Below are 23,270 nucleotides of genomic sequence, written 5' to 3'. Positions count from 1 at the left end.
AGTCTTTTCCGTTACCGTCGCAACCGCCCCGGAAACCACTGGTCCCCGGGGCAGCCTTTGGGTCAGACAAACCGTATGAAACCGACCGGTTTCATTACAGTTTCAGTTTGCCCGGGAAGTAGTGATCGTAGGCCAGCTGATAATCTGGCGAGTTCATCAGTTCATAATAGGTCACGCGCTCAACCCAGGCACGCTGGCTATCAAGAACCTTTTTCATGAACGGATCTTCTTCAAGCTGCGGGATCAGCTTGTCCCAGGCTTCAAGCTGTGCGGCAAGAATTTCCTTCGATGTACGATGGATGGTAACGCCTTCATCCGCAAGTTTCTGAAGATCGGACGAATAGTTATCCATCGCCAGTGCCGTGTTCGACGTCGAAGCAGCCTCTACGCCATAGCGCAGGATCGCCTGTAGATCAGGTTCGAGATCTTCATAGAAATCACGGTTGAAGATAAACTCGAAGCTTTCGGACGCCTGATGATAGGACGACAGATAGTAGTTCTTCGCCACATCCTGCGCACCGAAACGCATGTCCGATGACGGGTTGTTGAATTCGAACGCGTCAATCACACCGCGTTCCATCGCCGGGACGATCTCGCCACCCGGCAACTGTGCGACCGACATGCCCATCGATTGCAGCAGATCAGCCGCCAGACCCACGGTACGGTATTTGAAGCCCTGGATATCGGCGACAGAATTGACCTGCCCCTTGAACCAGCCGAACGGCTGGGCTGGCATCGGGAAGCCAAGAAGACCGATCACGTTCAGCCCCATAACGTCCTGGGTCAGCTCGCGATAGAATTCCTCCCCGCCACCGGCATAGAACCAGCTCAGCATGGTGGTGGCAGAACCACCAAACACCGGACCGGTACCAAACAGCGACGCCGCCTTGTTCTTGCCGTACCAGTAAACCGGCACGGAATGAGCGATATCGATCACACCATCATTGACGCCATCGAGAACCTGGAACGCCCCGATAACAGCACCAGCCGGTAAAAGGTCAACCTTCAGGCGACCACCCGACATGGCTTCGACACGATCGGCATATTGCTTGGCAAACGTCATCCAGATATCGGATGACGGCCAGGACGTCTGCATTTTGACGACCAAAGGTGCCGGTTGTGCATGAACTGCCGGGGCGGCAAACAGCCCCGAAGCAGCAGCACCACCGGCGACAACACCGGTCGCACCCTTGGTAAGGAACGAACGGCGGGACACTTGCTTGGACTTCACGTCTTCAGGCGTAGGTATCTTTTTCATTACTTCCTCCCAGAATTATCGCCGCGACCGACAACTAATTGGCGGAAAACTGGCGATGATTTTAAGCCTTACATAGGGACAGACCCGATACAAGGAACATCGAATATTTGGCCTTCCACCATGTGGAAAACTTTCTTCGATTGTTATTTCCCGGACCCTGATGAATTCCGGGATGCAGCATGTTTTTGTTTTTGGCGCCGCGATCAGGCAACGCGATCCCGTGGTTGCCCACCGGAAAAGAAGGCATCAAGATTATCAAGTGCCCGAAACCCCATGGCATCACGCGTCTCTTCGGTCGCGGAGCCGATATGCGGTAACAGGAACACGTTTCTAAGGGCGGCCAGATCCGGGTTTCCCCCCGGTTCATTGCGGAAAACATCCAGCCCCGCGGCAAACAGTTTGCCACTTTGAAGCGCCTTGACCAGTGCGGCCTCGTCAAGAAGATTGCCGCGCGCCGTATTGATCAGGATCGCCCGATCGGGCAGCATTGCGATGGTTTTCTCGTTGATGATGCCGGTGGTTTCCGGGGTTGCCGGGCAATGCAGCGACAAAACATCCGATACCGCCAGAAGCCCTTCGACCGTGTCGTGGAAAACGGCCCCTTTTTCAAGGGGGTCGGGTAAACGGGTCCGGTTGTGATAATGCACTTCCATACCAAAGCCGCGTGCGCGTTCGGCGGCCGCCTGCCCGACACGGCCCATGCCAAGAACACCGAACCGCTTGCCGGTTACCTGCCGCCCGACCATGAAGGCCGGTGACCAGAAATCCCACTTTCCGGCCCGCACCATCGCATCGCCCTCGGCCCCACGCCGGGCTGCACCCAGCATGCACAGCATGGCGATTTCGGCCGTGGCATCGGAAAGAACATCGGGGGTGTTGGTGACCACGATACCGGCCTTTTTCGCCGCCTCCAGATCAACATGGTCAACACCGACCGAATGATTGGCAATGATCCGTAACCGATCACCAAGATCGGCAATGACATCGGCGCTGAAATGTTCGGAATGACAGGGAAGAACCGCGTCAACATCCTGACAGCGCGCAAGCAGCTCCTCACGTGAAAACACATGATCCGCTTCGTTCAGAATGACCTGATAATCACGCGCCGCACGCGCCTGCACCGCATCGGTCAAACGCCGGGTGATCAGTAGCACCGGCTTTCCCGCCATCGTCTACTCCCTGTTTCCTGCATGGATTGCAGTTTTATTTATAATGCAATGAAACACCTTTGCGACAAACAGGGCAATAGACGATCAACTCATCGGGGTGTTTTTTCCACCAGATGGAATACCAGATAGTGATACGCTTCACGCCAAAGCCGCCCGAATCGCCCTTTCCGTAACGGCATCACAACGCAGATAAAAAAGCAGGCGGCCGATCACAAGGACCGCCGCCTGTCTCTCCCCGGATGTTCCGATTTGCGTGGTGGTCCCGTCGCCAGAACCTAGAAGCTGACCCACACAGCGCCACGCTGACTGGAACGTACCACCGCCTCGACAAATTTCATGCCTTTGACACCTTCATCGATCCCCGGGATCAGCATCGATGCCGGATCGGCCTTGCCATTGGTAATCCGCGCGATCAGCTGATCGGCGAAATCGGTGTAAAGATTGGCAAAACCTTCAAGATAACCTTCCGGGTGGCCCGGCGGCACACGCACGCCGCGCAATCCGGCCGATCCGATCCCCGCCCCGCCGCGTGTCATCAGTTCCGGGCGACCATCAAGCGGGCGGAAATGCAGATGGTTGGGATGTTCCTGCGCCCATTCAATACCACCCTTGTCGCCATAAACCCGAAGCCTGAGGCCATTTTCATGGCCAATGGCAACCTGGCTTGCCCAAAGCATCCCGCGCGCACCATTGTCATACCGCAGCAGGATCTGGACATTATCGTCAAGCTTGCGGCCCGGCACGATGGCGTCGATATCCGCGCACAATTCCGAAATCTCAAGCCCGGTGACAAAATCGGCAAGGTTATGGGCATGTGTTCCGATATCGCCCAACGCCCCGCCCATCCCGGCCTTGGCCGGATCGGCACGCCAATGGGCCTGTTTGTTGTCGGTATCCTCGACACGGGTTGCCATCCAGCCCTGCGGATATTCAACCTGTACTAACCGGATATCGCCAAGCTTGCCATCACGCACCATCTGACGGGCTTCGCGCACCATCGGATAGGCAGTGTAATTATGCGTCAACGCAAACAGAAGCCCGGTTTCGCGCACCTTGGCTGCCAGCAATTCGGCCTCTTCAACATTCAGACAAAGCGGCTTGTCGCAAATCACATGAATACCGGCATCCAGCATCGCCATGGCGGCCGGAAAATGCAGGTGGTTTGGCGTGACAATCGCACAGGCATCAATGCCGTCCGCGCGGGCGGCTTCCTGTTTGGCCATGTCGGCAAAACTGTCATAGGACCGGTCCGGTGCAATAAACAGTTCCGCCGCCGACGCACGCGCAATATCGGGTTTGGACGACAACGCCCCGGCAACCAGTTCGTACCGGTCATCCAGACGCGCCGCAATGCGATGCACCGCCCCGATAAACGCCCCCTGCCCGCCGCCAACCATGCCAAGGCGGATGCGCCGCGCCGGATTTTTCGTCTCAGTCATGTCAATCTCCGTCCTGAATGGTTTTCTACCGCCGACTTAATCAAGCCCCAGCAGGCGACGATTGGTGGCCTCGTCCGCACCGCCATCGGCGAAATCGTCAAACGCCTTTTCGGTCACGCGGATAATGTGGTTGCGAATGAAATCGGCCCCTTCGCGCGCGCCGTCTTCGGGATGTTTAAGCGCACATTCCCATTCCAGCACGGCCCAGCCATCGAAATCAATCGCCGCAAGTTTCGAAAAGATCGCGCCAAAATCAACCTGCCCGTCGCCAAGCGACCGGAACCGCCCCGCACGCCCGACCCAGCTTTGATACCCGGAATAAACGCCCTGCCGCCCGGTCGGATTGAACTCCGCATCCTTGACGTGGAACATCTTGATCCGCTCGGCATAGATATCGATGAAATCAAGGTAATCGAGCTGCTGCAACACAAAGTGGCTCGGATCATAAAGGATGTTGCACCGCGCGTGGTTTTTGACCCGCTCAAGGAACATCTCGAACGTCACGCCATCAAACAGGTCTTCACCCGGATGAATTTCATAGCAGACATTGACGCCATTTTCCTCGGCCACATCAAGGATCGGCAACCAGCGTTTCGCCAGTTCGTCAAACGCGGTTTCAATCAGACCCGCCGGGCGTTGCGGCCACGGATAGACATAAGGCCACGCAAGCGCACCGGAAAATGTCGCATGGTCGCCAATGCCCAGATGGCGTGATGCCCGGATCGCGGCCTTGACCTGATTGACCGCCCATTCCTGGCGCGCCTTCGGGTTGCCGCGCACTTCGGGGACGGCAAACCCGTCAAACATCTCGTCATAGGCCGGATGCACCGCCACAAGCTGCCCCTGCAGATGGGTCGAAAGCTCGGTAATCTCGACACCATGTTCGGCCAGAATACCCTTGGCCTCGTCACAGTAATCCTTGCTTTGGGCAGCCTTCTCAACATCGAACAGGCGCTTGTCCCAGCTCGGGATCTGCACCCCCTTATAGCCAAGCGACGCCGCCCAGCGTCCGATATTGGAAAGGCTGTCAAACGGGGCCTCGTCCCCGGCAAACTGGGCAAGGAAAATCGCCGGTCCCTTAAGCGTTTTCATACTGACCTCGTGTGGTTTTTCCGGGTGGCCCGGATGTCATCTGGTGACGAATGTGATGTAAAATCAAACCCCGCCCGGCCTGTCGTGACAGGGCGGGGTTCCTTCTGCTTGCTCGCGTTTATTCAACAACGCCAATTCGCATCAGAACAGCCAGATCAGAACGGGCTATCCGGGAAATAGAAGTTCTCGGCATTTTCCTGGGTCACGACGGTCGCCCCCAGAATGTAACGGCCTTCGACCGCCGCATTGGAAACGAACTTCATCGCCGTGATATCCATCGCGGTTGCGATCATCGATGGCGGATACAGAACGTCAATCGGGGTCAGTTCATCACCATCCATCACGCGCTTGATGATGTCCTTCATGCCAGCCCCGCCAACGATGAACAGTTCATCGGTCCGGTCGGCCTGCTTGACGGCTTCGATCACGCCAAGCGCGATGTCATCATCCTGCGCCCAGACAGCATCGATTTCCGGGAAGCGCGACAGGAAGTCCTGCATGACTTCATAACCGTCATCACGGTTCCAGTTGGCGTGCTTCATATCAAGGACCTCGATATCCGATCCTTCGATTGCCGTCATGAAACCTTCGACGCGTTCCTCGTCAATCACGGTCGGAATGCCGCGCAGGATGACGATCTTGCCTTTGCCGTCCAGACGATCCTTGATGTATTCGCCCGATACACGGCCCAGTTCCGGGTTGTTACCCGCAACATAAACATCCTCGATCCCCGGCAGCGAAAGGCCACGGTCAACCACGGTGACAAACTTACCCGCTTCCTTGACCTGCTGGACCGGCACGGTCAGCGGATCGGATTCAAACGGCAGAACCACCAGTGCATCGATATTCTGAACCGATACCAGATCTTCAAGATCGTTGGCCTGTTCGCCCGCGCCATTGGCGGTAACAACGATGATATCAAGGTTCGGATAGGTCGCCTCAAGGCGCTTTTCGGCCTGTTCGGCGTGATAGTTCAGACCACCGGCCCAGCCATGGGTCGCCGCCGGGATCGAAACCCCGATCTTGATTTTTTCCTGTGCCAGTGCCGTGGTCGATGCCAAGGTCGATGCAAGACCAAGACCCACAACGCAGGCCGCCCCAAGAAACTTTGTAATCGTTTTCATTCAAGCTTCCTCCTGATCAAAAAATGATTCTGTACGTCATCTTGAACCGGACGTTGATCGCCGGTTATTTGCTTTTCTTGCGTCGCCAGTCCCCGCGTTGCAGGAACACGGCAACGATAATGATCAAGCCCTGAACAGCCCCGTTCAGGTAATTGCTGATCGCATCGGTAAGGTTAAGGATATTGCCAATCGTGGTCAGCATGATCGCCCCGACCACCGTGCCCCAGATACGGCCATAACCGCCCTTAAGCATCGTGCCGCCGATGATCACCGCTGCAATCGCTTCAAGTTCCCAAAGGACACCGGTCGAACTCGATGCCGACCCAAGGCGCGGCACATAAATAATGGTCGCAATCGACACACAAAGCCCCTGAATGACATAGGTCATCGTCTTGACCCGGTCGACATGGATCGCGGAATAACGCGCCACCTGCTCGTTCGAGCCAATGGCAAAACATTTGCGCCCGAACGGCGTCATGTTGAGCAACACATAACCCGCCACCGCCACGGCAAGGAACACCAGAACCGGCACCGGAATGCCCAGCAATTCGCCGTAATAAACCGGGCGATAGGTCCCGCGAATTTCAAAATCAAGCGAAAGCGTCCCGCCATCGGCCATATAGGTCACAAGCGACCGATAAATCCCCATCGTGCCAAGGGTGACGATAAAGGCCTCGATCTTGCCCTTGGTACTGACCAGGCCATTCACCGCCCCGGCCCCGATGCCAAGAATGACGCTTACCACAATCCCGATCAGAACGGTTTCAAGCCCCGGTCCGAGTGTCTCGACCAGCGTATTCATAACGACAATCATCGCACCAGAAATAAACGCCGCCATCGAACCAACCGAAAGATCAATCCCGCCCGCCGTGATCACAAAGGTCGCGCCGACCGCGATAATGCCGATAAAGGCCGCACGGGTGAAAATATTCGAAAGGTTGCCGCCACTCAGGAAGGCGTCATTGATCGCCGTTCCCAGAACAAACAGCACGACAAGGGCCATAAACGGGCCAAGCGCCTTGAAATCGATGGAAAAACGGGGCGAGGCACTGGCCTCGCGGCGCTCAAGGCTACTCATGAACAGACACTCCCTCCTGGCCTGATATTCCTGTCGCGTGCCGCATGATTTCATGTTCGTTGCGGTCGTTTCCTTCAAGAATGCCGGTAATGCGTCCGGCCGCCATGACCGCGATGCGATCTGACAGGCCCAGCATTTCAGGCATTTCCGACGACAGGAGAATGACGGATTTTCCGCGATCAGTCAGATCGCCGATAAAATGGTAAATCTGGCTTTTGGTGCCGATATCGATGCCGCGTGTCGGCTCGTCGATGATCACGATATCCGGGTCGGTTTCCATGACCTTCGCCAGCAACAGCTTCTGCTGATTGCCCCCGGAAAAATCGCCGACCTTGGCCTTGCGGTCCGCCGCCCGGATGTCAAACGCCTCAATCGCCTTTTCAAGGGCGGCTTCTTCCGCCTTGCGATCAACAATCACGCGCCCGAATTTTTCCAGCGCCAGCAAGGTCAGGTTGGGCCGCATATCCATATTCAGCAACAACCCGCTGCCCTTGCGATCCTTGGTCAGATAGACAATGCCGCTGTTTTTGGCATCCTGCAAACTTGTGATCCGCACCGGCTTGCCATCGCGTTCAATCGTCCCCGACGATCTTTCACGAAGGCCGATGATCGCCTCCATCAGGGCGGTCCGCCCCGCCCCGACAATCCCGGCAAAACCAAGCACCTCGCCCTTATGCAGGTCGAAACTGGCGTCGCGCACCTGCCCCGGAACCGAAAGATCACGCACCGATAAAACAACCGGCGCGCTGGTATCGGAAACCCGGTGCGGGAACATCTGTTTGATATCGCGCCCGACCATAAGCCGCGCCATGTCATCCTTGCTAAGCCCGGCCACCGGCTCGGTCACGATATGGCGGCCATCGCGCAACACGGTCACACGGTCGGCAATGGCTTTGATTTCATCAAGCTTGTGGGAAATATACAGGATCGCAACACCCTGTTCGCGCAGACGCCGGATCTGATCAAACAGGATCTCGACCTCCCGCCCGGTCAGAACCGCCGTCGGTTCATCCAGGATCAGGATATCGGCCTTTTTGCTCAGCGCCTTGGCAATTTCCACCATCTGGCGATCGGAAACCGCAAGATCACGAATGCGGGTGCGTGGATCGATATTGCATTGCAGCTGTTCCAGAAGCCGCTTGACCTCTGCGCGCATCGCGGTTTTATCAAGGAACCATCCCCGCTTGATCTCACGACCCAGAAAGATGTTTTCTTCAACGCTAAGCTGCTCGGCAAGGTTAAGTTCCTGATGAATCAGGATAACCCCATGCCCCTCGCCCGCCTCGCTATCGGCAAAGCTGACCTCCGCCCCGTCAAGGACAAGCCCGCCCTCGGTCGGTTCGTGATAGCCCGACAGGATTTTAACCAGTGTTGATTTGCCTGCACCGTTTTCGCCCAAAAGCGCATGCACTTCCCCCGCATACAGATCGATGGAAACATCGAAAAGCACCTGGGCCGGGCCAAAGGACTTGCAAATCTTCCGACCGGACAGGCGTATTTTGCCCTCCGTGCCGGGATTAACGGCATGAACAGCCGCATCCGTCATCTATGTAACCTCCCTAGCGTCGCATTGATGCGATCAACTTTTGATTGCCTCTTGTGTAAACGTTTTCATTATTTATGTAAACCTTTACATTTATCGTGTTGTGATGAAAATCACGTCGGAAATCCGGCCTTCGCACGGGCATCAATGCCGCTGGACAGCGTATCAGCGGCAGAGTAGGAAGAAGCATGATCGAAAAAATCGCGACGATTGAAGATGTTGCCGAACATGCCGGGGTATCCATTGCCACCGTCAGCCGCGCCTTGCACAAACCCCATGTGGTTTCCGAAACCACGCGCGAAAAGGTGCAAACCGCCATCGCCGCGACCGGCTATACCGCCAATGTCATGGCCCGAAACCTGCGGCTCAACCGGTCTGGCATGATCCTTTTGCTCGTACCCGATATCGGCAACCCCTTCTTTTCGGAAATTCTATCAGGCATCGAACAGGGCGCCAGCAAGGCGGGCTATAACGTCCTGATCGGCGACACCCAGAACGAACCCGAACGCGAGGCCACCTACGCCGCCTATCTGCGCAGCAATCAGGCCGATGCCATGATCCTGCTAAACGGTCGCCTGCCCGCACCGCTGGCCAACACCCCGCGCGGGATAATCCCGCCCGTGGTCATTGCCTGCGAACGCATTCCGGGCTGCAACCTGCCGACCGTGATCATCGACAATGAAAAGGCCGCCTTTAGCGCGACCAAACATCTGCTCGACCTCGGCCACAGCCGCATCGCCCATATCGCCGGCCCCGCCAGCAACATCCTGACGACGGATCGCGTCGCCGGATATCGCCGCGCACTATCAAGCAGCGGCATCGAAGCCAACCCGTCCCTGATCTATAGCGGCGATTTTTCGATTGAATCGGGTATCTCGGCGGCCCGCGCCTTGCTCAAAGACATCAAAAACCGCCCGACGGCGTTTTTCTGCGCGTCGGACGGCATGGCAATCGGCGTCATTGTCGCGGCCAAGGAACTTGGGCTTCGCGTGCCCCACGATGTTTCCGTGGTTGGCTTCGATGATATCCATCTCGCCGCCAATTACGACCCGCCCCTGACAACCGTGCGTCAACCGCGCCGACGTCTGGGCGAACAGGCGATTTCGCTGCTTCTCGCACGGCTCGATAAAACCGGAACCATTCCCGAACCGGCGGAAAATCCGGTCATTGTGCCGACCGAACTGATCATCCGCCAAAGCACCGGTCCCCGCCCAAATTAATCAGCGATTGGCGATCTTCTGCCATTCCTCGTAAACGGCCCGCGCCCGATCTTCGTGATCGTTGCTGTATTTCGGCTGATCGGCGGCAAAGATTTCAAACCGGATGCCGTTTGGATCACGGATGAACAACCGCCGCGATTTCCCGTCATCCTCGTTGTGATAAACCACCTTGTGCTGGAACAAATGGTTCTGCCAGGCAATCACATCGCGCGGCGCATCGCAGCGCAACCCGATATGAAACACGTCATCTGGCATATCGGGATCATCGGGATACGGCCCGGTATCGGCTGGCCAGTCAAAGAATGACAGCCGCGTCCCATCAGAAAGCGCAAAGGTAATCAGCAGATAATCGCTTTTCCACGATGGACTGTAACCGCTTTCGGCATGAACCAGCCGGGCCCTCAGAACACGGGAATAAAAATCATCCGTCGCCGCAAGATCGCGGGTGGGAAAGGCCAAGTGATCGACACTGACGGGTGCAGGCATGGACGCCTCCTCATTTGTCGCTTGGGTGATTGGGGCTCAGGCCCCTAAATCATTATAAAACTTAGTCATCCGATCCCGATGATCAAGGGTCAAACGTCTGGCAACCTGTCATTTTCGACACCCTCAATGGTATCGGCCGCCATTTGGCGCTGTGCCTCAGGCCCCCTGACCGGGCCCGGCCAGCAACCCGGCTTCAACCCGCGCCATGGCGCGCTCAAACACCGCCGTATCGTCAAGCGCACGCGACAAAACCAGCGCCCCCTGGATCGATAAAATCGCATCTTCGGCAATGTCCGATGCCCGGTCCGCATCATGGCCGATCCGCACAAGCGCCTGCTGCAACGAACTCTGCCAAACCGCAAAATAATCGCGGATTGCGTCGGAAAAACGGTCACGCACATTATCAAGTGCAAACGCCCCAATCAGGCAAACCCGCTTTCCCGACCGGAAATAGGTCGCAACCGACCGGCACATTTCCAAAATCGCCGCCCGCGGGTTATCCCCGTCACGCAGCGGTTTATAAACCGCGTCCTCGAACCAGCCATCGATCTCGCGAAGCACTTCGGATGCCATCTGCTCTTTGCCGCCGGGAAAGAAATGGTAAAGACTGCCCTTTCCCAGACCCGTCCGGCTCCCGATCAGTGAAAGGCTCGCCCCTTCATAACCATACTCGCGGAAAATCTCCGCAAGGACGGGAATAACATCGGAACGCTCCGCGATAATCTTTGGCATGGCTTACTTATAATCCCAGATCGGACAAGCCCGGATGATCCGCCGGACGCGGCCCCGAACGATCCCAGAAGAATTTGCGATCTTCTTCGCGGATCGGCATCTCGTTGATGCAGGCAAACCGGCGATGCATCTGGCCATTGTCGGCAAATTCCCAATTCTCGTTGCCATAGGCCCGATACCAGTTCCCCGAATCATCGCGATACTCATAGGCAAAACGCACCGCGATCCGGTTGCCGTCATGCGCCCACAACTCTTTGATCAATCGATATTCAAGCTCCTTGTTCCATTTGCGGGTCAGAAAGGCAATGACCTCCTCGCGGCCATTGGCAAATTCCGCACGGTTCCGCCAGATCGTATCGACCGTATAGGCCAGCGACACCCGCGCCGGATCACAGCTGTTCCAACCATCTTCGGCCATACGAACTTTCTGGATTGCGGTTTCCCGCGTAAAGGGCGGCAGGGGTTGACGTAGTTCGGACATGATTTTCTCCTTCATTTTGTACCAATTGGTAAACTATGTTCCAATCGGTACAAAAAAGCAATCGCCAAAATCCCGTTCGGGCTTTTTGCCCCCCTACCATGCAAAATCCGCGATTTGGTGATATTGTCGGAAATCGGACATGCGCAAAGCCCCGCCGGACCGCGCCAAGTTTCACGAAACGGAAACCTGCATGTGATCGCGGCCTGTTTCCCTATGGAATCAAACTGTTAATGCCGCAAACCCTGCTTTAAACGCCCCGCCAACCGCGCCGATCAACAGGCCATGCGATCATCGGATGCGGTCATACTGTTGACCCATGTGCGCGCCGCTGCTATTGGGTCGCGGCGCATGCGATACAGGCACAGAACGCCTTCGCATCGATGGTATGAAATTCGTTGGCGCAAACCGGGCTTGAATGCCGAACCTTGCGGGGAATGTTTGCCGGTCGACGGACGTTTTCCGTGTTGTCTTTTCGGTCCCTGAAAACAGGGCCTTCGGTCGAGGAACCAGAATACGATGCCGCATACGCCTTATTATCTGATCGATAAATCGAAACTGCTGCGCAACATGGAAAAGATCGCCTATGTGCGCGAACATTCCGGCGCAAAGGCCTTGCTGGCATTGAAATGCTTTGCAACCTGGTCGGTCTTCGATTTCATGTCGGACTATATGGATGGCACGACGTCCTCGTCGCTGCACGAAGTCAAACTGGGCCGCAAGAAATTCGGCAAGGAAACCCATGCCTATAGCGTGGCCTATGCCGATTCCGAAATCGATGAAGTCATCGAAAATGCCGATAAGATCATCTTCAATTCCATCAGCCAGCTTAACCGCTTTGCCGATGCCGCATCGGGCATCGTGCGCGGCCTTCGCCTGAACCCGCAGGTTTCAAGTTCCAGCTTCGATCTGGCCGATCCGGCCCGCCCGTTTTCGCGTCTGGGCGAATGGGACGTCACCAAGGTCGAGGCCGTCATGGACCGCATTTCCGGCTTCATGATCCACAATAACTGCGAAAACGCCGATTTCGATCTGTTCGACAAAATGCTGGGCGATATCGAAACCAAATTCGGATCGCTTCTGTCCCGCGTCGAATGGGTCAGCCTCGGCGGCGGCATTCACTTCACCGGTGACAATTACCCGCTCGATAAATTCTGCGCCCGGCTGAAAGCCTTTTCGCAAAAATACGGCGTTCAGGTTTATCTTGAACCGGGCGAAGCATCGATCACCAAAAGCACCACCCTTGAAGTCACCGTGCTTGATACCCTGTTCAATGGCAAGAACCTTGCAATTGTCGATAGCTCGATCGAAGCCCACATGCTCGATCTTCTGATCTATCGCGAAACCGCCAAGATCGAGCCGAACACGGGCGATCATGCCTATATGATCTGCGGCAAATCCTGCCTTGCCGGCGACGTTTTTGGCGAATTCAATTTCGAAAACGAGATCAGGGTCGGCGACCGCATTTCCATTCAGGATGCCGCCGGTTACACCATGGTCAAAAAGAACTGGTTCAACGGTGTCGGCATGCCGTCCATCGTGATCAAGGAACTTGACGGCAGCGAACGCGTTATACGCGAATTCACCTTCGATGATTATGTTTCGAGCCTTTCGTAAAAAGGCGCTTTGGGTTTCATCTATTCGAAAAAGGGAGTTTTTGGCCCGAAATGAAGAAGAATGTTCTGATTATCGGCGCAGGTGGCGTCGCACAGGTCGTCGCGCACAAATGTGCACAGCATAATGATGTGCTTGGCGATATCCATATTGCGTCGCGCACGGCGGAAAAATGCCAGAAAATCATCGACAGCATTCATGAAAAGAAAAACCTGAAGAATGCCGGCACGCTCGAAGGTCATGCGCTTGACGCAACCGATATCGATGCCACCGTCGCCCTGATCAAGAAAACCGGCTGCGAAATCGTCATCAATGTCGGTTCCGCCTTCATCAACATGCCGGTCATGTCGGCCTGCATCAAGGCGGGCGTTGCCTATCTTGATACCGCCATCCATGAAGAACAGGACAAAATCTGCGAAACCCCGCCCTGGTACGCAAATTACGAGTGGAAACGCCGTGAAGAATGCGAAAAGGCCGGTATCACCGCGATTTTGGGCATCGGTTTCGATCCGGGCGTGGTCAATGCCTATGCCAAACTGGCGGTCGAGGATTACTTCGATAAAATTGACTCGATTGACATCATCGACATCAATGCCGGCAGCCACGGCAAATATTTTGCCACCAACTTCGACCCGGAAATCAATTTCCGCGAATTTACCGGCACGGTCTATTCCTGGCAGAACAACGCCTGGCAGGAAAACAGGATGTTCGAGGTCAAGAAAATCTGGGACATGCCGGTCGTCGGCGAAAGCCAGACCTTCATGACCGGCCATGACGAGGTCCATTCCCTGTCACAGAATCTGGACGTGCCAAATGTCCGTTTCTGGATGGGCTTTGGCGATCATTACGTCAATGTCTTCACGGTCCTGAACAATATCGGCCTGCTCTCGGAAAAGCCGGTGACGACGGCCGAGGGCCTCGAAGTCGTGCCGCTCAAGGTCGTCAAGGCCTGCCTGCCCGATCCAAGCTCGCTGGCACCGGACTATACCGGCAAAACCTGCATCGGCGATCTGGTCAAGGGCAGCAAGGATGGCAAGGAAACCGAAGTCCTGATCTATAACGTCGCGGACCACAAGGACGCGTACGAGGAAGTCGGAAGCCAGGGCATTTCCTATACCGCTGGCGTTCCGCCCGTCGCAGCCGCCATGCTGATCGCAACCGGCGAATGGGATGTGAAAAAGATGGCAAATGTCGAAGAACTGCCATCCAAACCGTTCCTGAACCTGCTCAACCACATGGGTCTCCCGACCCGCATCAAGGATACCAATGGCGACCGGGCGCTTGATTTCGCCTAAGCCATAATCCTGATGATCCAAAATACGAACGGCGGGCTTTGATGCCCGCCGTTTTTATTTAAGCGACCCCAGAACCGCGAGGCTCTCATAGCGCTTGATATAGGGCTGATGAAAAACCCGATCCACGAACGCGCTATATTCATCCATATCGGCGACCTGAATGCGCAGGACAAAATCATGCGCCCCGGTCACATGATGGCATTGCACGACTTCGGGCATTTTGCCGAATTCCTCGCGCATCAGCATGTACCGATCCGGCCGGTCGCGATCCATGGTCAGCAACACAATGATCATCATCCGTTTGCCAAATACCTTTGGCGACACAATCGCAACGTCGCGTTCGATGACGCCGGTTTCGCGCAAACGCTGCACCCGGCGAAGACACGCCGCCGATGACAATCCCACCTGTGCCGACAATTCATTTCCCGTCAGGCGACTGTTCTGCTGCAACAGTTCCAGCAGGCGATAGTCGAATTTATCAAGTTCGGTCAAAATGCCCCTGCCCCAAACCCATGGTCTTCAATACGCCCGAAACAATGACCGAACCGGGCCGATAAGAAAAATCGTTTTTACGTAAAATTTGCGGAAATTTCGCACGCTTTTGCGATCTTTGCGCACCGAACTCGCGCAAGGCAGGCTAACTTTTACCTGTGTTCGAAACCGATCTCGAACTCATTAGCAAAAGCAAACTAGCGAGCCAGCATCATGCCAGCACAGATCACGACAAACTCCCTCGTCGCCACCACCCCCCATGCCGGGCCGACCGCGCACGCGTCGTTTGGCACATTTGTCTGGCGCTGGCTCGTCCTTTCCGTTCAGACGGTTGCGCACCGCCGCAAGATCGCCCGCGATGCCGCATTGCTGCGCGACTATCCCGATTTCATGCTGCGCGATATCGGACTTGACCGCAGCACTATTGAACAGGCCTGCCAGACCGGCAAACCTGCCAGCAGCAATTAACGCGGACAAAGATCAGGATGGGCGCGCGCAAACGCGTCCATCGCAAGGCACCGCTCGGCAATCTGGTTGACCATCGGAAGGTGGCTTAAATCAACCTCCCACCGCCGCGCATTATAAATCTGCGGGATCAGACAGATATCGGCCATCGAAGGCTGATCCCCATGGCAAAAGCTGCCTGTGCCCGGATGATCCAGAAGCCGTTCAAACGCTTCAAGCCCCGCGCCGATATATTTCCCCATCCATGCCAGCCGCACCTTGGCCGGGTCCTCGCCATGGGCCTCGGCCTGTTTCATGACATTGCCGACAACACCCAGATTACAGACTGGGTGAATATCCATCGCAATCGCATGCGAAAGTGCGCGCACCCGCTGCCGCCCGACCGCATCCTTCGGCAGGAACCCCGCATCCTTTCGGGTTTCATCAAGATATTCGATGATTGCAAGTGACTGGGTCAACACCAACCCGTCGACCTCAAGGGCCGGCACCAATCCCTGCGGATTACGCTTGCGGAAATCAGGCGCTTTATGCGCCCCCGCCACAAGGTCAATCGCAACGGTCTGATACGCCATATCCATCAGCGAAAGCGCAATCCTGACCCGATAGCTGGCCGAAGACCGCCAATAATCATACAGGATGACGTCGCTCATGCTTCGTACTTCACAACGCTCTGGTCAATCGCACCAAAGATCGACTGACCATTGGCATCGCGCATCTCGATCCTGACCTGATCCCCAAACTGCATGAACGGCGTTTCCGGTTTGCCATTTTCAATGGTTTCGATCATGCGGATTTCGGCAATGCAGGAATATCCCGCCCCGCCCTGCGCCACCGGCTTGCCCGGCCCGCCGTCAAGCTTGTTCGAAACCGTGCCCGACCCGATGATGGTGCCCGCACAAAGCGGGCGGGTTTTCGCGGCATGCGCAATCAGTTGGGCAAAATCAAAGGTCATATCGACCCCGGCATTGGCCCGGCCAAATGGCTTGCCATTCAGATCAACGCAAAGCGGCAGGTGAACCTTGCCACCATCCCACGCATCGCCAAGTTCATCGGGCGTCACCGCAACCGGCGAAAAGGCCGAGGACGGCTTGGACTGGAAGAAACCAAACCCCTTGGCAAGCTCACCGGGGATCAGACCCCGCAACGACACATCATTAACCAGCATGATCAAACGGATCGCATCGCGCGCCTGATCAATCGATGCGCCCATCGGCACGTCACCCGTGATAACCGCAATCTCGCCTTCCATATCAATGCCCCATGCCGTATCGGCCATGGCGATATCATCACGCGGTCCCAGGAAACTGTCAGAACCACCCTGATACATCAGCGGATCGGTCCAGAAGGTGTCGGGCATTTCCGCCCCGCGCGCCTTGCGCACCAGCTCGACATGATTGACATAGGCCGATCCATCCGCCCACTGAAACGCCCGCGGCAGGGGTGAATGCAGCTTGGTTTCATCAAGCGTAAAACGTTTGGCAATCGTTGATCCGGCGGCGATTTCATCGGCCAGTTCTTTCAGGCGCGGCGCAACATCGCCCCAGTTATCAAGCGCTGCCTGCAATGTCGGCGCAATCGCACTGGCATCGACATATTCGCCAAGGTCTTTGGTCACCAGAACAAGCTGGCCGTCACGGGTGCCGTTTTTAAGGGTTGCGAGTTTCATCGGTTTTATGCCTCCGGCATTCCTGTCGTTAAGTCCTGTGATGTTCTTTTTATCGATTAGGGGCGGCCTTCCGGCGTGCCATCAAATTTGCGCTCCAGCCCGTCCCAGCATTCAAGATAATCATCCTGAAGCGTTTCAAGTTCGGCGGCAAATTTCGTCAATTGCTGCGGAAAACGGGTTTCAAACATGAAGGCCATCGTGCCCTCAAGCTTCTGCGGGCCAAGCTCCCCGTTTGATGCCTTTTCAAACCCGAATGCATCGGGCCCATGGGCCAGCATCATGTTATGCAGGCTCATGCCACCGGGAACGAAACCCTTTTCCTTGGCATCATATTGCCCGCAAATCAGCCCCATGAATTCCGACATGATATTGCGATGATACCATGGCGGGCGGAAGGTATGTTCCGCCACCATCCAGCGCGGCGGGAAGATGACAAAATCGATATTGGCCGTCCCCGCCTCGCCCGATGGGGCGGTTAGCACGGTAAAGATCGACGGATCGGGATGATCAAACAGGATCGCACCCACCGGCGAAAATGTCCGAAGATCATATTTGAACGGGGTATAGTTGCCATGCCACGCCACCACATCAAGCGGCGAATGCCCGATCCCGGTTTCATGAAACTGCCCGCACCATTTGATCAGGATCCGGCACGGGGTTTCCTTATCCTCATAGGCCGCCACAGGCGTTTTGAAATCACGCGGATTGGCAAGGCAGTTCGCCCCGATCGGCCCGCGTTCCGGCAGGGTGAATTTCGCCCCGTAATTTTCGCAGACATAGCCGCGCGCACCACCATCAATCCCCGGCGTCAGGATCGACACCTTGAACATCATGCCGCGCGGGATCAGCGCGATTTCAAGCGGCGCAACATCCATGATGCCAAGTTCGGTAAAGATGCGAAGCGTGCCGCTTTCGGGCACCACCAGCAATTCGCCATCCGCATTGAAAAAATAATCATCCACCATATCGGTGTTGCACACATAAACGTGGCTTGCCATGCCGGTCTGGGTCATGGCGTCCCCGGCCGTGGTCACCGTGCGCATACCCGAAATGAAATCGGTGGGTTTGCTTGGCATCGGCACCGGGTCCCAGCGCAACTGACCAAGCGCAAGGCTATGGTCATTCACACACGGGGCGGTTTTCCATTCCGGCAGGGCAAAGGATTTGAACCGCCCGTTATGGCGCACGCTGGGCCGCATGCGATACAGCCACGACCGTTCATTGGTGCCACGCGGCGCGGTAAAGGGCGATCCCGAAAGCTGTTCGGCATAAAGCCCATAGGCGCATTTCTGCGGGCTGTTCTGCCCCTGCGGCAAGGCGCCGGGCAGGCTTTCGGTTTCAAAATCATTGCCAAAACCGGGCATGTAACGCAGATCGTTCGCAACGCCGTTTGCAGCATTTCCGGCGGTTCCAGTCGTAACCTTGTGATCCGTCATTGCCTTTTTCCTACCAATCTTCGATATAGTTACATCCGTAACTGTAATTTTTGTAACTATCAAACAGCCTTTTAAAACCATGAAATCCGAGAAATCCGAATTCGATCTGCACCGCTTTCTGCCGTTTCTGATGCATCACGCCAGCGAAAAGGTCAGTCTTGGCTTTCGCGACATCTATCGCGACCAATACCGGATGACGCGATCCGAATGGCGTGTTCTGGCAACCCTTGGGCAATATGGCGCGCTTACCGCGACCGAAATCGTCACCCATACGGGCCTTCATAAAACCAAGGTATCGCGCGCCGTTTTCTCCATCGAACAACGCCGCTGGCTCCGACGCGTCCAGAACGAAAATGATCGTCGCGTTCATCGCCTTGAACTGACCTCGCAGGGCCAATCGGCCTTTCAATCACTGTGCGAGGCGGGCGTGGCCTATGACAAAAAGGTCCGCGATTTTCTGGGCGATGCGGATTTCAAACGCCTTTCCGACCTCCTGACAAAGCTGAACGATCTTTGATGGTCCCTGTGACATTTCCTGTGACATGTGCTGTTTGACTGTCCTCGGCCTCATCGCGCGGCTTCCCGCCCCAGCTTTGGGTGAAATCGGCAATCGCGCGCAAAAACACGTCAAAGGCCGGTTGCCCCGGCTGAAAATAATTGGCCTTCGGGTTCATCAGGGTCACGCAACACGCCACCGCCCCGTCCAGATTATAGACCGGCGCACTGATCGCCGATAAACCCGGCACGATATCGCCCTCGATCACCGCCGCACCGCGTTCGCGCGTTTCGATAATCAGCCGATCCACCGTGGCATCATCCCAATGCAGGATATCCTGCTCGGCCCGGATCACATGCTCAATCGCCCCGCGCGGCATGGTCGATAAAAACGCCTGCCCGGTGGCGGAGCGTAATAACGGCATCACCGTGCCAAGCCCCATGGTCGATATGATCGGCGGCCCGCCATGCTCGGTCCGGATCAGGACCGGTCCCCGTTCGCCCCAGATCGCCAGATGCCCGGACGACCGCAATTCAATCGCCAGATTGCGCAAAAGTCGCCCGGCCCGCATCACCACATCATTGCGTTCAATCGCCGAAATGCCCATCCGCAACGCCATCGGCCCCAGGCCATAAAGCCCGGTCAGATCATCCTGCCAGGCAAGACCGATCCGCACCAAACTCGCCAGATAGCGGTGAACCTTGGCCGGTGGCATATCCACCGCCGCCGCCAGATCCTTTAACGGCACCGGGAATTTGAAATCGCACAATGCCGCAATGATCACGCCGCTGACCTCGACCGACTGAATGCCCTTGCGCGTATCGGCCACGTCAACGGCATCAACTGCGTCCGAAATATCGATGTCGCTATCCGCAACCGGGATGTTTTTCGATGGGGCTTTGGTCAAAATTTACCTGCATAAATTTCATATTGCGTAATTGATTATATATATCATAATTCCAATTCAAAGAAAAAACAGCATTCCATACAGACCACAACAGATCAGATACCGATGATCAGGACGCGGAAAACCCATCAGCAACCGATGCGCCCTTGGCACCCGCCCGATCAAAAGCCCGACCAAACACATGATCAAAAAAACAGGGAGAGGAACATGAAACCGATGAAACTTCGCAACACATTGCTGGGGCTTCTGGCCGGGGCAACCATTCTGGCCGGTGCGGGCATGGCCCATGCCGCCGACATCACGCTCAAGGTCAGCCACTATCTGCCGCCAAGCCACGGCTTCCAGAAAGACTTCCTCGAAAGCTGGGGCAAGGAACTGTCGGAAAAAACCAACGGCAAGGTCGACGTCAAAATCTATGACGCGACATCGGCCTTTGGCAAAATCGACCGACAGGCCGATCAGGTCCGCGCAGGTGTGATGGATATGGCCGTCGGCCTGAACGGCATTCCGCGTGACCGCTATCCGGCAGCCTCGATCATTGAACTGCCATTTCTGGTGAAATATGCCGATTCCGGGTCTGAAACCCTTTGGACGCTTTACAAGGAAGGCCTGCTTGGCACCGATTATAATGATTTCAAGGTGCTCGGCCTGTTCACCCACCCGGGCGGCCTGATCCACACCCTTGATAACCCGGTTCGGACCCTTGACGATCTCAAGGGCCTGCGCCTCAGAACGCCAAGCCCGGCGATTTCGGCCATGCTGGAATCCTTTGGCGCATCCCCGGTCGGCCTGCCGCCAGCGGCGATTTATGAAAACCTGCAAAAGGGCAATATCGAAGGTCTGGTTGCCACCTGGGATCTGGTCAACGCGGTCAAGGCCAACGAACTTCTGAAATATCACACCGATGCCGCGGCCTATACCGCCGGCTTCTACTTCGTGATGAACCAGAAAAAATATGACAGCCTGCCCGATGATGTCCGTGCCGCGATTGACGAAATTTCGGGCGATGTCCTTGTCGGCAAATTTGGTGACTGGTGGACCAAATGGGAAGCCGTCGGCAAGGCCGATGCGGAAAAACACGGCAATGAAATCATCACGATTGATGACGCCACCCGCGCCAACTGGCAGGAAGCATCCCAGCCGATGATCAAGGAATATCTGGCCGGGCTGAAGGAAAAGGGCGTCTCCGACCCCGACGCCATCTATAAACGCGCGCAAGCTCTGATCGCGGAATTTGATGCCAAATATCACGCTGGCGACAAATGACGCAACGGGCTGAAAAATCCGGTGGATCGCGGCTTTATGCCGCGGTTCACCAAATGGATCACTTGATGAACCGGCTGACCGATATGCTGGCCTTTGTCGGCATGGCGGCCTTGATCGGGGCGATTGCCATTGTGGTTGTCGATATCATCTGGCGGCGTATTGGCGGGCAATCGCTGGTCGGGGCGGTTGACCTGACACAGTTTTGCGTTATGGCCGCCGCCTCATGGGCCATCCCCTATGCCTTTAGCGCGCATGCCCATGTCACCGTTGATCTGATCGGCAAGAACCGCCTTCGCATCCTGTTTAAAACCATTGATCGATTGATCCCGCTTTTATGCGCCGGATTGATGGCCTTCCTGCTGTATCTGTCATGGGGGCGCGCAATGGAACAATGGACCTATGGGGATGTATCGCAAAACCTTGCGATCCCGATGATCCTGTTCTGGGCCTTCCTTCTGACCGGCATGGCGATCTCGACACTGGTGTGTCTTGTGCAATTTCTAAAACTGCTTTTAACGGACGAGAAGAACTGATGGCGACGGAATGGGCGGGATTGATCGGGTTTGTGGCCGCACTCGCACTGGCCCTTTTGCGTGTACCGGTCGCGGTCGCAATGGCACTTGTCGGCATCATCGGCACCCTGCTTCTGACCGACTGGATGTCGGCAAGCTACGTCATGGCAAGCCTCCCGTTCGAGGCGATATTTCCCTATGGCCTTTCGGTGGTGCCGCTCTTCATTTTCATGGGCGTGTTTGCCTCCCATTCCGGGCTATCAAACAATCTGTTTCGCGGCATCACCGCATTTTCCGGCCATCGTCCGGGCGGCCTGGCAGCATCCAGCATCGGGGCCAGCGCGGTATTTGGCGCAATTTGCGGATCGTCCCTTGCGACCTGTGCGACCATGGGCCGCGTCGCCCTTCCTGAAATGCGCGAACGCGGCTATGCCAAAAGTCTCGCCGGGGCATCGATTGCTGCGGGCGGCACCCTTGGCGTCCTGATCCCGCCCTCGATCCTGCTCGTGATTTACGCGCTCATGACCGAACAATCCATCGGTGCCCTGTTTGCCGGTGCGATGATCCCGGGCCTTCTGGCAACAGTGCTTTACATCGTCTCCATCCGCATTCAGGTGATGCGAAATCCTTCCCTCGCCCCGGTCAGTGACTATGTCCCCTGGTCTCAACGTTGGGGCGCCTTGCTGCGCATGTGGGATGCCATCGTCTTGATCGTTCTGGTGATCGGCGGGATTTATGCCGGCCTGTTTTCCCCCACAGAAGCCGCAGCCGTTGGTGCCGGTGGTGCCCTGCTATTTGCGTTCCTGCGCAAACGCCTGAACTGGACGGTTTTACGCACCGGCATTCGCGAAACCGCTGGCATGACCGGGATGATCTTCCTGATCCTTATCGGGGCCGCACTTTTCAATTTCTTCATCGAAACCAGCGGCCTGACCCAAACCCTCGTCGACTGGATCACGACACAGGGCTATTCGCCGCTTGTCGTGCTAATCGCCCTTCTGGTGTTTTACGTCGTACTCGGATGCTTCATGGACAGCCTTTCCATGATCCTCCTCACCGTGGTTCCGGCATATGGCGTGATCACCGGGGTTGGTTATGATCCGATCTGGTTCGGGGTTGTTCTGGTATCGGTTGTTGAAATCGGCCTGATCACGCCGCCGATTGGCATGAACCTGTTCATCATTCAGGGCGTGTCATCCGACATGACGATCACCACCCTGTCGCGCGGCATCCTGCCCTTCCTCGCCGCCGATTTCATCCGCGTCATCCTGATGGTCGCCATCCCCGGTCTGGTTTTGTGGCTGCCGCATCTTCTGGGGTTTGGTGCCTACTAGCGATCGGACCCGGTGTAACCGTTTTCGACCCATGCCGGAAACCCGCCCCAACCCCGGACAAGGGCAACAGCATCATCGATGGCAGGACACACACCCCGCCATCGATGATCAGCCTTTCGGCATGTCCGAACGCTCCATCGGCCCAATCACCAACAACGCCAGGCAACG

Annotated in this window: 23 protein-coding genes; 8 read left to right on the top strand and 15 right to left on the bottom strand. The window is 56.2% G+C overall.

Translation table 11 applies throughout. The annotated features are described in order from the left end of the window. Nucleotides 1–94: 94 nt before the first annotated feature. The 7 genes from P8T57_RS11995 to P8T57_RS11965 form a co-directional block, all read right to left on the bottom strand. Entirely contained in the window at nucleotides 95–1,258 is a 1,164-nt protein-coding gene (locus tag P8T57_RS11995; RefSeq protein WP_051682137.1) for a TRAP transporter substrate-binding protein, read from the bottom strand. 203 nt (nucleotides 1,259–1,461) lie between these two features. Then, nucleotides 1,462–2,427, bottom strand: a complete 966-nt coding sequence (locus P8T57_RS11990; protein WP_341363229.1) for a D-glycerate dehydrogenase — start codon at nucleotides 2,425–2,427, stop codon at nucleotides 1,462–1,464. A gap of 275 nt (nucleotides 2,428–2,702) precedes the next feature. Further along, nucleotides 2,703–3,866, bottom strand: coding sequence for a Gfo/Idh/MocA family oxidoreductase (locus P8T57_RS11985; RefSeq protein ID WP_341363228.1), 1,164 nt, complete (start codon nucleotides 3,864–3,866; stop codon nucleotides 2,703–2,705). A 36-nt stretch (nucleotides 3,867–3,902) separates the two neighbouring features. After that, nucleotides 3,903–4,958 carry a sugar phosphate isomerase/epimerase gene (locus tag P8T57_RS11980; protein ID WP_341363227.1) on the bottom strand — a complete coding sequence of 352 codons (1,056 nt, stop codon included), beginning with the start codon at nucleotides 4,956–4,958 and terminating at the stop codon, nucleotides 3,903–3,905. A 155-nt stretch (nucleotides 4,959–5,113) separates the two neighbouring features. Next, nucleotides 5,114–6,082 (bottom strand): ABC transporter substrate-binding protein, encoded by a 969-nt coding sequence (locus tag P8T57_RS11975; protein WP_341363226.1) that lies wholly within the window; start codon nucleotides 6,080–6,082, stop codon nucleotides 5,114–5,116. 64 nt (nucleotides 6,083–6,146) lie between these two features. Then, on the bottom strand, nucleotides 6,147–7,160 hold the full coding sequence (locus P8T57_RS11970) for an ABC transporter permease (RefSeq protein WP_341363225.1): 1,014 nt from the start codon (nucleotides 7,158–7,160) through the stop codon (nucleotides 6,147–6,149). Next, complete coding sequence (locus P8T57_RS11965) at nucleotides 7,153–8,706, bottom strand: sugar ABC transporter ATP-binding protein (protein WP_341363224.1); 1,554 nt, start codon at nucleotides 8,704–8,706, stop codon at nucleotides 7,153–7,155. Before P8T57_RS11965 ends, P8T57_RS11970 begins: the two co-directional genes overlap by 8 nt. 185 nt (nucleotides 8,707–8,891) lie before the next feature. Between P8T57_RS11965 and P8T57_RS11960 the strand changes: the two genes are divergently transcribed. Continuing rightward, entirely contained in the window at nucleotides 8,892–9,923 is a 1,032-nt protein-coding gene (locus P8T57_RS11960; protein WP_341363223.1) for a LacI family DNA-binding transcriptional regulator, read from the top strand. Here P8T57_RS11960 and P8T57_RS11955 read toward each other — a convergent pair whose 3' ends face one another. From P8T57_RS11955 to P8T57_RS11945, 3 genes are all read right to left on the bottom strand, one after another. After that, nucleotides 9,924–10,409, bottom strand: a complete 486-nt coding sequence (locus P8T57_RS11955) for a VOC family protein (RefSeq protein ID WP_341363222.1) — start codon at nucleotides 10,407–10,409, stop codon at nucleotides 9,924–9,926. Nucleotides 10,410–10,565: 156 nt separating this feature from the next. Beyond that, entirely contained in the window at nucleotides 10,566–11,141 is a 576-nt protein-coding gene (locus P8T57_RS11950) for a TetR/AcrR family transcriptional regulator (RefSeq protein WP_341363221.1), read from the bottom strand. 7 nt (nucleotides 11,142–11,148) lie between these two features. Beyond that, nucleotides 11,149–11,622 (bottom strand): nuclear transport factor 2 family protein, encoded by a 474-nt coding sequence (locus P8T57_RS11945; RefSeq protein ID WP_341363220.1) that lies wholly within the window; start codon nucleotides 11,620–11,622, stop codon nucleotides 11,149–11,151. Between the two features lie 516 nt (nucleotides 11,623–12,138). Between P8T57_RS11945 and P8T57_RS11940 the strand changes: the two genes are divergently transcribed. Both P8T57_RS11940 and P8T57_RS11935 read left to right on the top strand, forming a co-directional pair. Beyond that, a complete protein-coding gene (locus P8T57_RS11940) occupies nucleotides 12,139–13,236 on the top strand; it encodes a carboxynorspermidine decarboxylase (protein ID WP_341363219.1) in 1,098 nt (365 codons plus the stop codon). A 50-nt stretch (nucleotides 13,237–13,286) separates the two neighbouring features. Continuing rightward, complete coding sequence (locus tag P8T57_RS11935; protein ID WP_341363218.1) at nucleotides 13,287–14,528, top strand: saccharopine dehydrogenase family protein; 1,242 nt, start codon at nucleotides 13,287–13,289, stop codon at nucleotides 14,526–14,528. Nucleotides 14,529–14,582: 54 nt separating this feature from the next. On the opposite strand, the gene P8T57_RS11930 is transcribed toward P8T57_RS11935, so the two are convergent. After that, nucleotides 14,583–15,020, bottom strand: a complete 438-nt coding sequence (locus tag P8T57_RS11930; RefSeq protein WP_341363217.1) for an Lrp/AsnC family transcriptional regulator — start codon at nucleotides 15,018–15,020, stop codon at nucleotides 14,583–14,585. A 213-nt stretch (nucleotides 15,021–15,233) separates the two neighbouring features. Here P8T57_RS11930 and P8T57_RS11925 point away from each other — a divergent pair, with 213 nt between their 5' ends. Beyond that, the gene (locus P8T57_RS11925; protein WP_341363216.1) at nucleotides 15,234–15,488 is read left to right on the top strand and encodes a hypothetical protein; all 255 of its coding nucleotides are present in this window, start codon (nucleotides 15,234–15,236) and stop codon (nucleotides 15,486–15,488) included. Here P8T57_RS11925 and maiA read toward each other — a convergent pair. From maiA to hmgA, 3 genes are read right to left on the bottom strand one after another with little or no spacing between them, the layout of a single operon-like run. Beyond that, a complete protein-coding gene (gene maiA / locus P8T57_RS11920; RefSeq protein ID WP_341363215.1) occupies nucleotides 15,485–16,135 on the bottom strand; it encodes a maleylacetoacetate isomerase in 651 nt (216 codons plus the stop codon). The two genes, P8T57_RS11925 and maiA, sit on opposite strands and share 4 nt — an antisense overlap. Then, a complete protein-coding gene (locus tag P8T57_RS11915) occupies nucleotides 16,132–17,151 on the bottom strand; it encodes a fumarylacetoacetate hydrolase family protein (protein ID WP_341363214.1) in 1,020 nt (339 codons plus the stop codon). The genes maiA and P8T57_RS11915 overlap by 4 nt, the downstream gene beginning before the upstream one ends. Nucleotides 17,152–17,207: 56 nt before the next feature. Next, complete coding sequence (hmgA, locus tag P8T57_RS11910) at nucleotides 17,208–18,587, bottom strand: homogentisate 1,2-dioxygenase (RefSeq protein WP_341363213.1); 1,380 nt, start codon at nucleotides 18,585–18,587, stop codon at nucleotides 17,208–17,210. Nucleotides 18,588–18,666: 79 nt separating this feature from the next. On the opposite strand from hmgA, the gene P8T57_RS11905 reads away from it, so the two are divergent. Next, nucleotides 18,667–19,104, top strand: coding sequence for a MarR family transcriptional regulator (locus tag P8T57_RS11905; protein ID WP_341363212.1), 438 nt, complete (start codon nucleotides 18,667–18,669; stop codon nucleotides 19,102–19,104). On the opposite strand, the gene P8T57_RS11900 is transcribed toward P8T57_RS11905, so the two are convergent. Then, nucleotides 19,061–19,990: an IclR family transcriptional regulator gene (locus P8T57_RS11900; protein WP_341363211.1), complete on the bottom strand. Its 930-nt coding sequence runs from the start codon at nucleotides 19,988–19,990 to the stop codon at nucleotides 19,061–19,063. The two genes, P8T57_RS11905 and P8T57_RS11900, sit on opposite strands and share 44 nt — an antisense overlap. Nucleotides 19,991–20,197: 207 nt before the next feature. Here P8T57_RS11900 and P8T57_RS11895 point away from each other — a divergent pair, with 207 nt between their 5' ends. Genes P8T57_RS11895 through P8T57_RS11885 form a run of 3 tightly spaced genes read left to right on the top strand, consistent with a single transcriptional unit; the run spans nucleotide 20,198 to nucleotide 23,102 of the window. Next, the gene (locus tag P8T57_RS11895) at nucleotides 20,198–21,256 is read left to right on the top strand and encodes a TRAP transporter substrate-binding protein (protein ID WP_341363210.1); all 1,059 of its coding nucleotides are present in this window, start codon (nucleotides 20,198–20,200) and stop codon (nucleotides 21,254–21,256) included. Beyond that, complete coding sequence (locus P8T57_RS11890) at nucleotides 21,253–21,789, top strand: TRAP transporter small permease (RefSeq protein ID WP_341363209.1); 537 nt, start codon at nucleotides 21,253–21,255, stop codon at nucleotides 21,787–21,789. Before P8T57_RS11895 ends, P8T57_RS11890 begins: the two co-directional genes overlap by 4 nt. Continuing rightward, nucleotides 21,789–23,102: a TRAP transporter large permease gene (locus tag P8T57_RS11885; protein ID WP_341363208.1), complete on the top strand. Its 1,314-nt coding sequence runs from the start codon at nucleotides 21,789–21,791 to the stop codon at nucleotides 23,100–23,102. The genes P8T57_RS11890 and P8T57_RS11885 overlap by 1 nt, the downstream gene beginning before the upstream one ends. Nucleotides 23,103–23,270: the final 168 nt, after the last annotated feature.

The sequence above is a fragment of the Thalassospira sp. SN3W genome (genome assembly GCF_038070535.1).
Classification (GTDB): Bacteria; Pseudomonadota; Alphaproteobacteria; order Rhodospirillales; family Thalassospiraceae; genus Thalassospira; species Thalassospira xiamenensis.
Note: the sequence above shows the minus strand (reverse complement) of the source record. Positions and strands in the feature narration are given on the sequence as shown.

Excerpts from the sequence above, each read along its gene's own strand:
- P8T57_RS11970 (WP_341363225.1), bottom strand. The coding sequence starts at position 7,160 with ATGAGTAGCCTTGAGCGCCGCGAGGCCAGTGCCTCGCCCCGTTTTTCC.
- P8T57_RS11975 (WP_341363226.1), bottom strand. The coding sequence starts at position 6,082 with ATGAAAACGATTACAAAGTTTCTTGGGGCGGCCTGCGTTGTGGGTCTT.
- P8T57_RS11960 (WP_341363223.1), top strand. The coding sequence starts at position 8,892 with ATGATCGAAAAAATCGCGACGATTGAAGATGTTGCCGAACATGCCGGG.
- P8T57_RS11940 (WP_341363219.1), top strand. The coding sequence starts at position 12,139 with ATGCCGCATACGCCTTATTATCTGATCGATAAATCGAAACTGCTGCGC.
- P8T57_RS11965 (WP_341363224.1), bottom strand. The coding sequence starts at position 8,706 with ATGACGGATGCGGCTGTTCATGCCGTTAATCCCGGCACGGAGGGCAAA.
- P8T57_RS11995 (WP_051682137.1), bottom strand. The coding sequence starts at position 1,258 with ATGAAAAAGATACCTACGCCTGAAGACGTGAAGTCCAAGCAAGTGTCC.
- P8T57_RS11890 (WP_341363209.1), top strand. The coding sequence starts at position 21,253 with ATGACGCAACGGGCTGAAAAATCCGGTGGATCGCGGCTTTATGCCGCG.
- P8T57_RS11885 (WP_341363208.1), top strand. The coding sequence starts at position 21,789 with ATGGCGACGGAATGGGCGGGATTGATCGGGTTTGTGGCCGCACTCGCA.
- P8T57_RS11980 (WP_341363227.1), bottom strand. The coding sequence starts at position 4,958 with ATGAAAACGCTTAAGGGACCGGCGATTTTCCTTGCCCAGTTTGCCGGG.
- P8T57_RS11935 (WP_341363218.1), top strand. The coding sequence starts at position 13,287 with ATGAAGAAGAATGTTCTGATTATCGGCGCAGGTGGCGTCGCACAGGTC.
- P8T57_RS11915 (WP_341363214.1), bottom strand. The coding sequence starts at position 17,151 with ATGAAACTCGCAACCCTTAAAAACGGCACCCGTGACGGCCAGCTTGTT.
- hmgA (WP_341363213.1), bottom strand. The coding sequence starts at position 18,587 with ATGACGGATCACAAGGTTACGACTGGAACCGCCGGAAATGCTGCAAAC.
- P8T57_RS11945 (WP_341363220.1), bottom strand. The coding sequence starts at position 11,622 with ATGTCCGAACTACGTCAACCCCTGCCGCCCTTTACGCGGGAAACCGCA.
- P8T57_RS11925 (WP_341363216.1), top strand. The coding sequence starts at position 15,234 with ATGCCAGCACAGATCACGACAAACTCCCTCGTCGCCACCACCCCCCAT.
- P8T57_RS11985 (WP_341363228.1), bottom strand. The coding sequence starts at position 3,866 with ATGACTGAGACGAAAAATCCGGCGCGGCGCATCCGCCTTGGCATGGTT.
- P8T57_RS11895 (WP_341363210.1), top strand. The coding sequence starts at position 20,198 with ATGAAACCGATGAAACTTCGCAACACATTGCTGGGGCTTCTGGCCGGG.
- P8T57_RS11990 (WP_341363229.1), bottom strand. The coding sequence starts at position 2,427 with ATGGCGGGAAAGCCGGTGCTACTGATCACCCGGCGTTTGACCGATGCG.
- P8T57_RS11955 (WP_341363222.1), bottom strand. The coding sequence starts at position 10,409 with ATGCCTGCACCCGTCAGTGTCGATCACTTGGCCTTTCCCACCCGCGAT.
- P8T57_RS11905 (WP_341363212.1), top strand. The coding sequence starts at position 18,667 with ATGAAATCCGAGAAATCCGAATTCGATCTGCACCGCTTTCTGCCGTTT.
- maiA (WP_341363215.1), bottom strand. The coding sequence starts at position 16,135 with ATGAGCGACGTCATCCTGTATGATTATTGGCGGTCTTCGGCCAGCTAT.
- P8T57_RS11950 (WP_341363221.1), bottom strand. The coding sequence starts at position 11,141 with ATGCCAAAGATTATCGCGGAGCGTTCCGATGTTATTCCCGTCCTTGCG.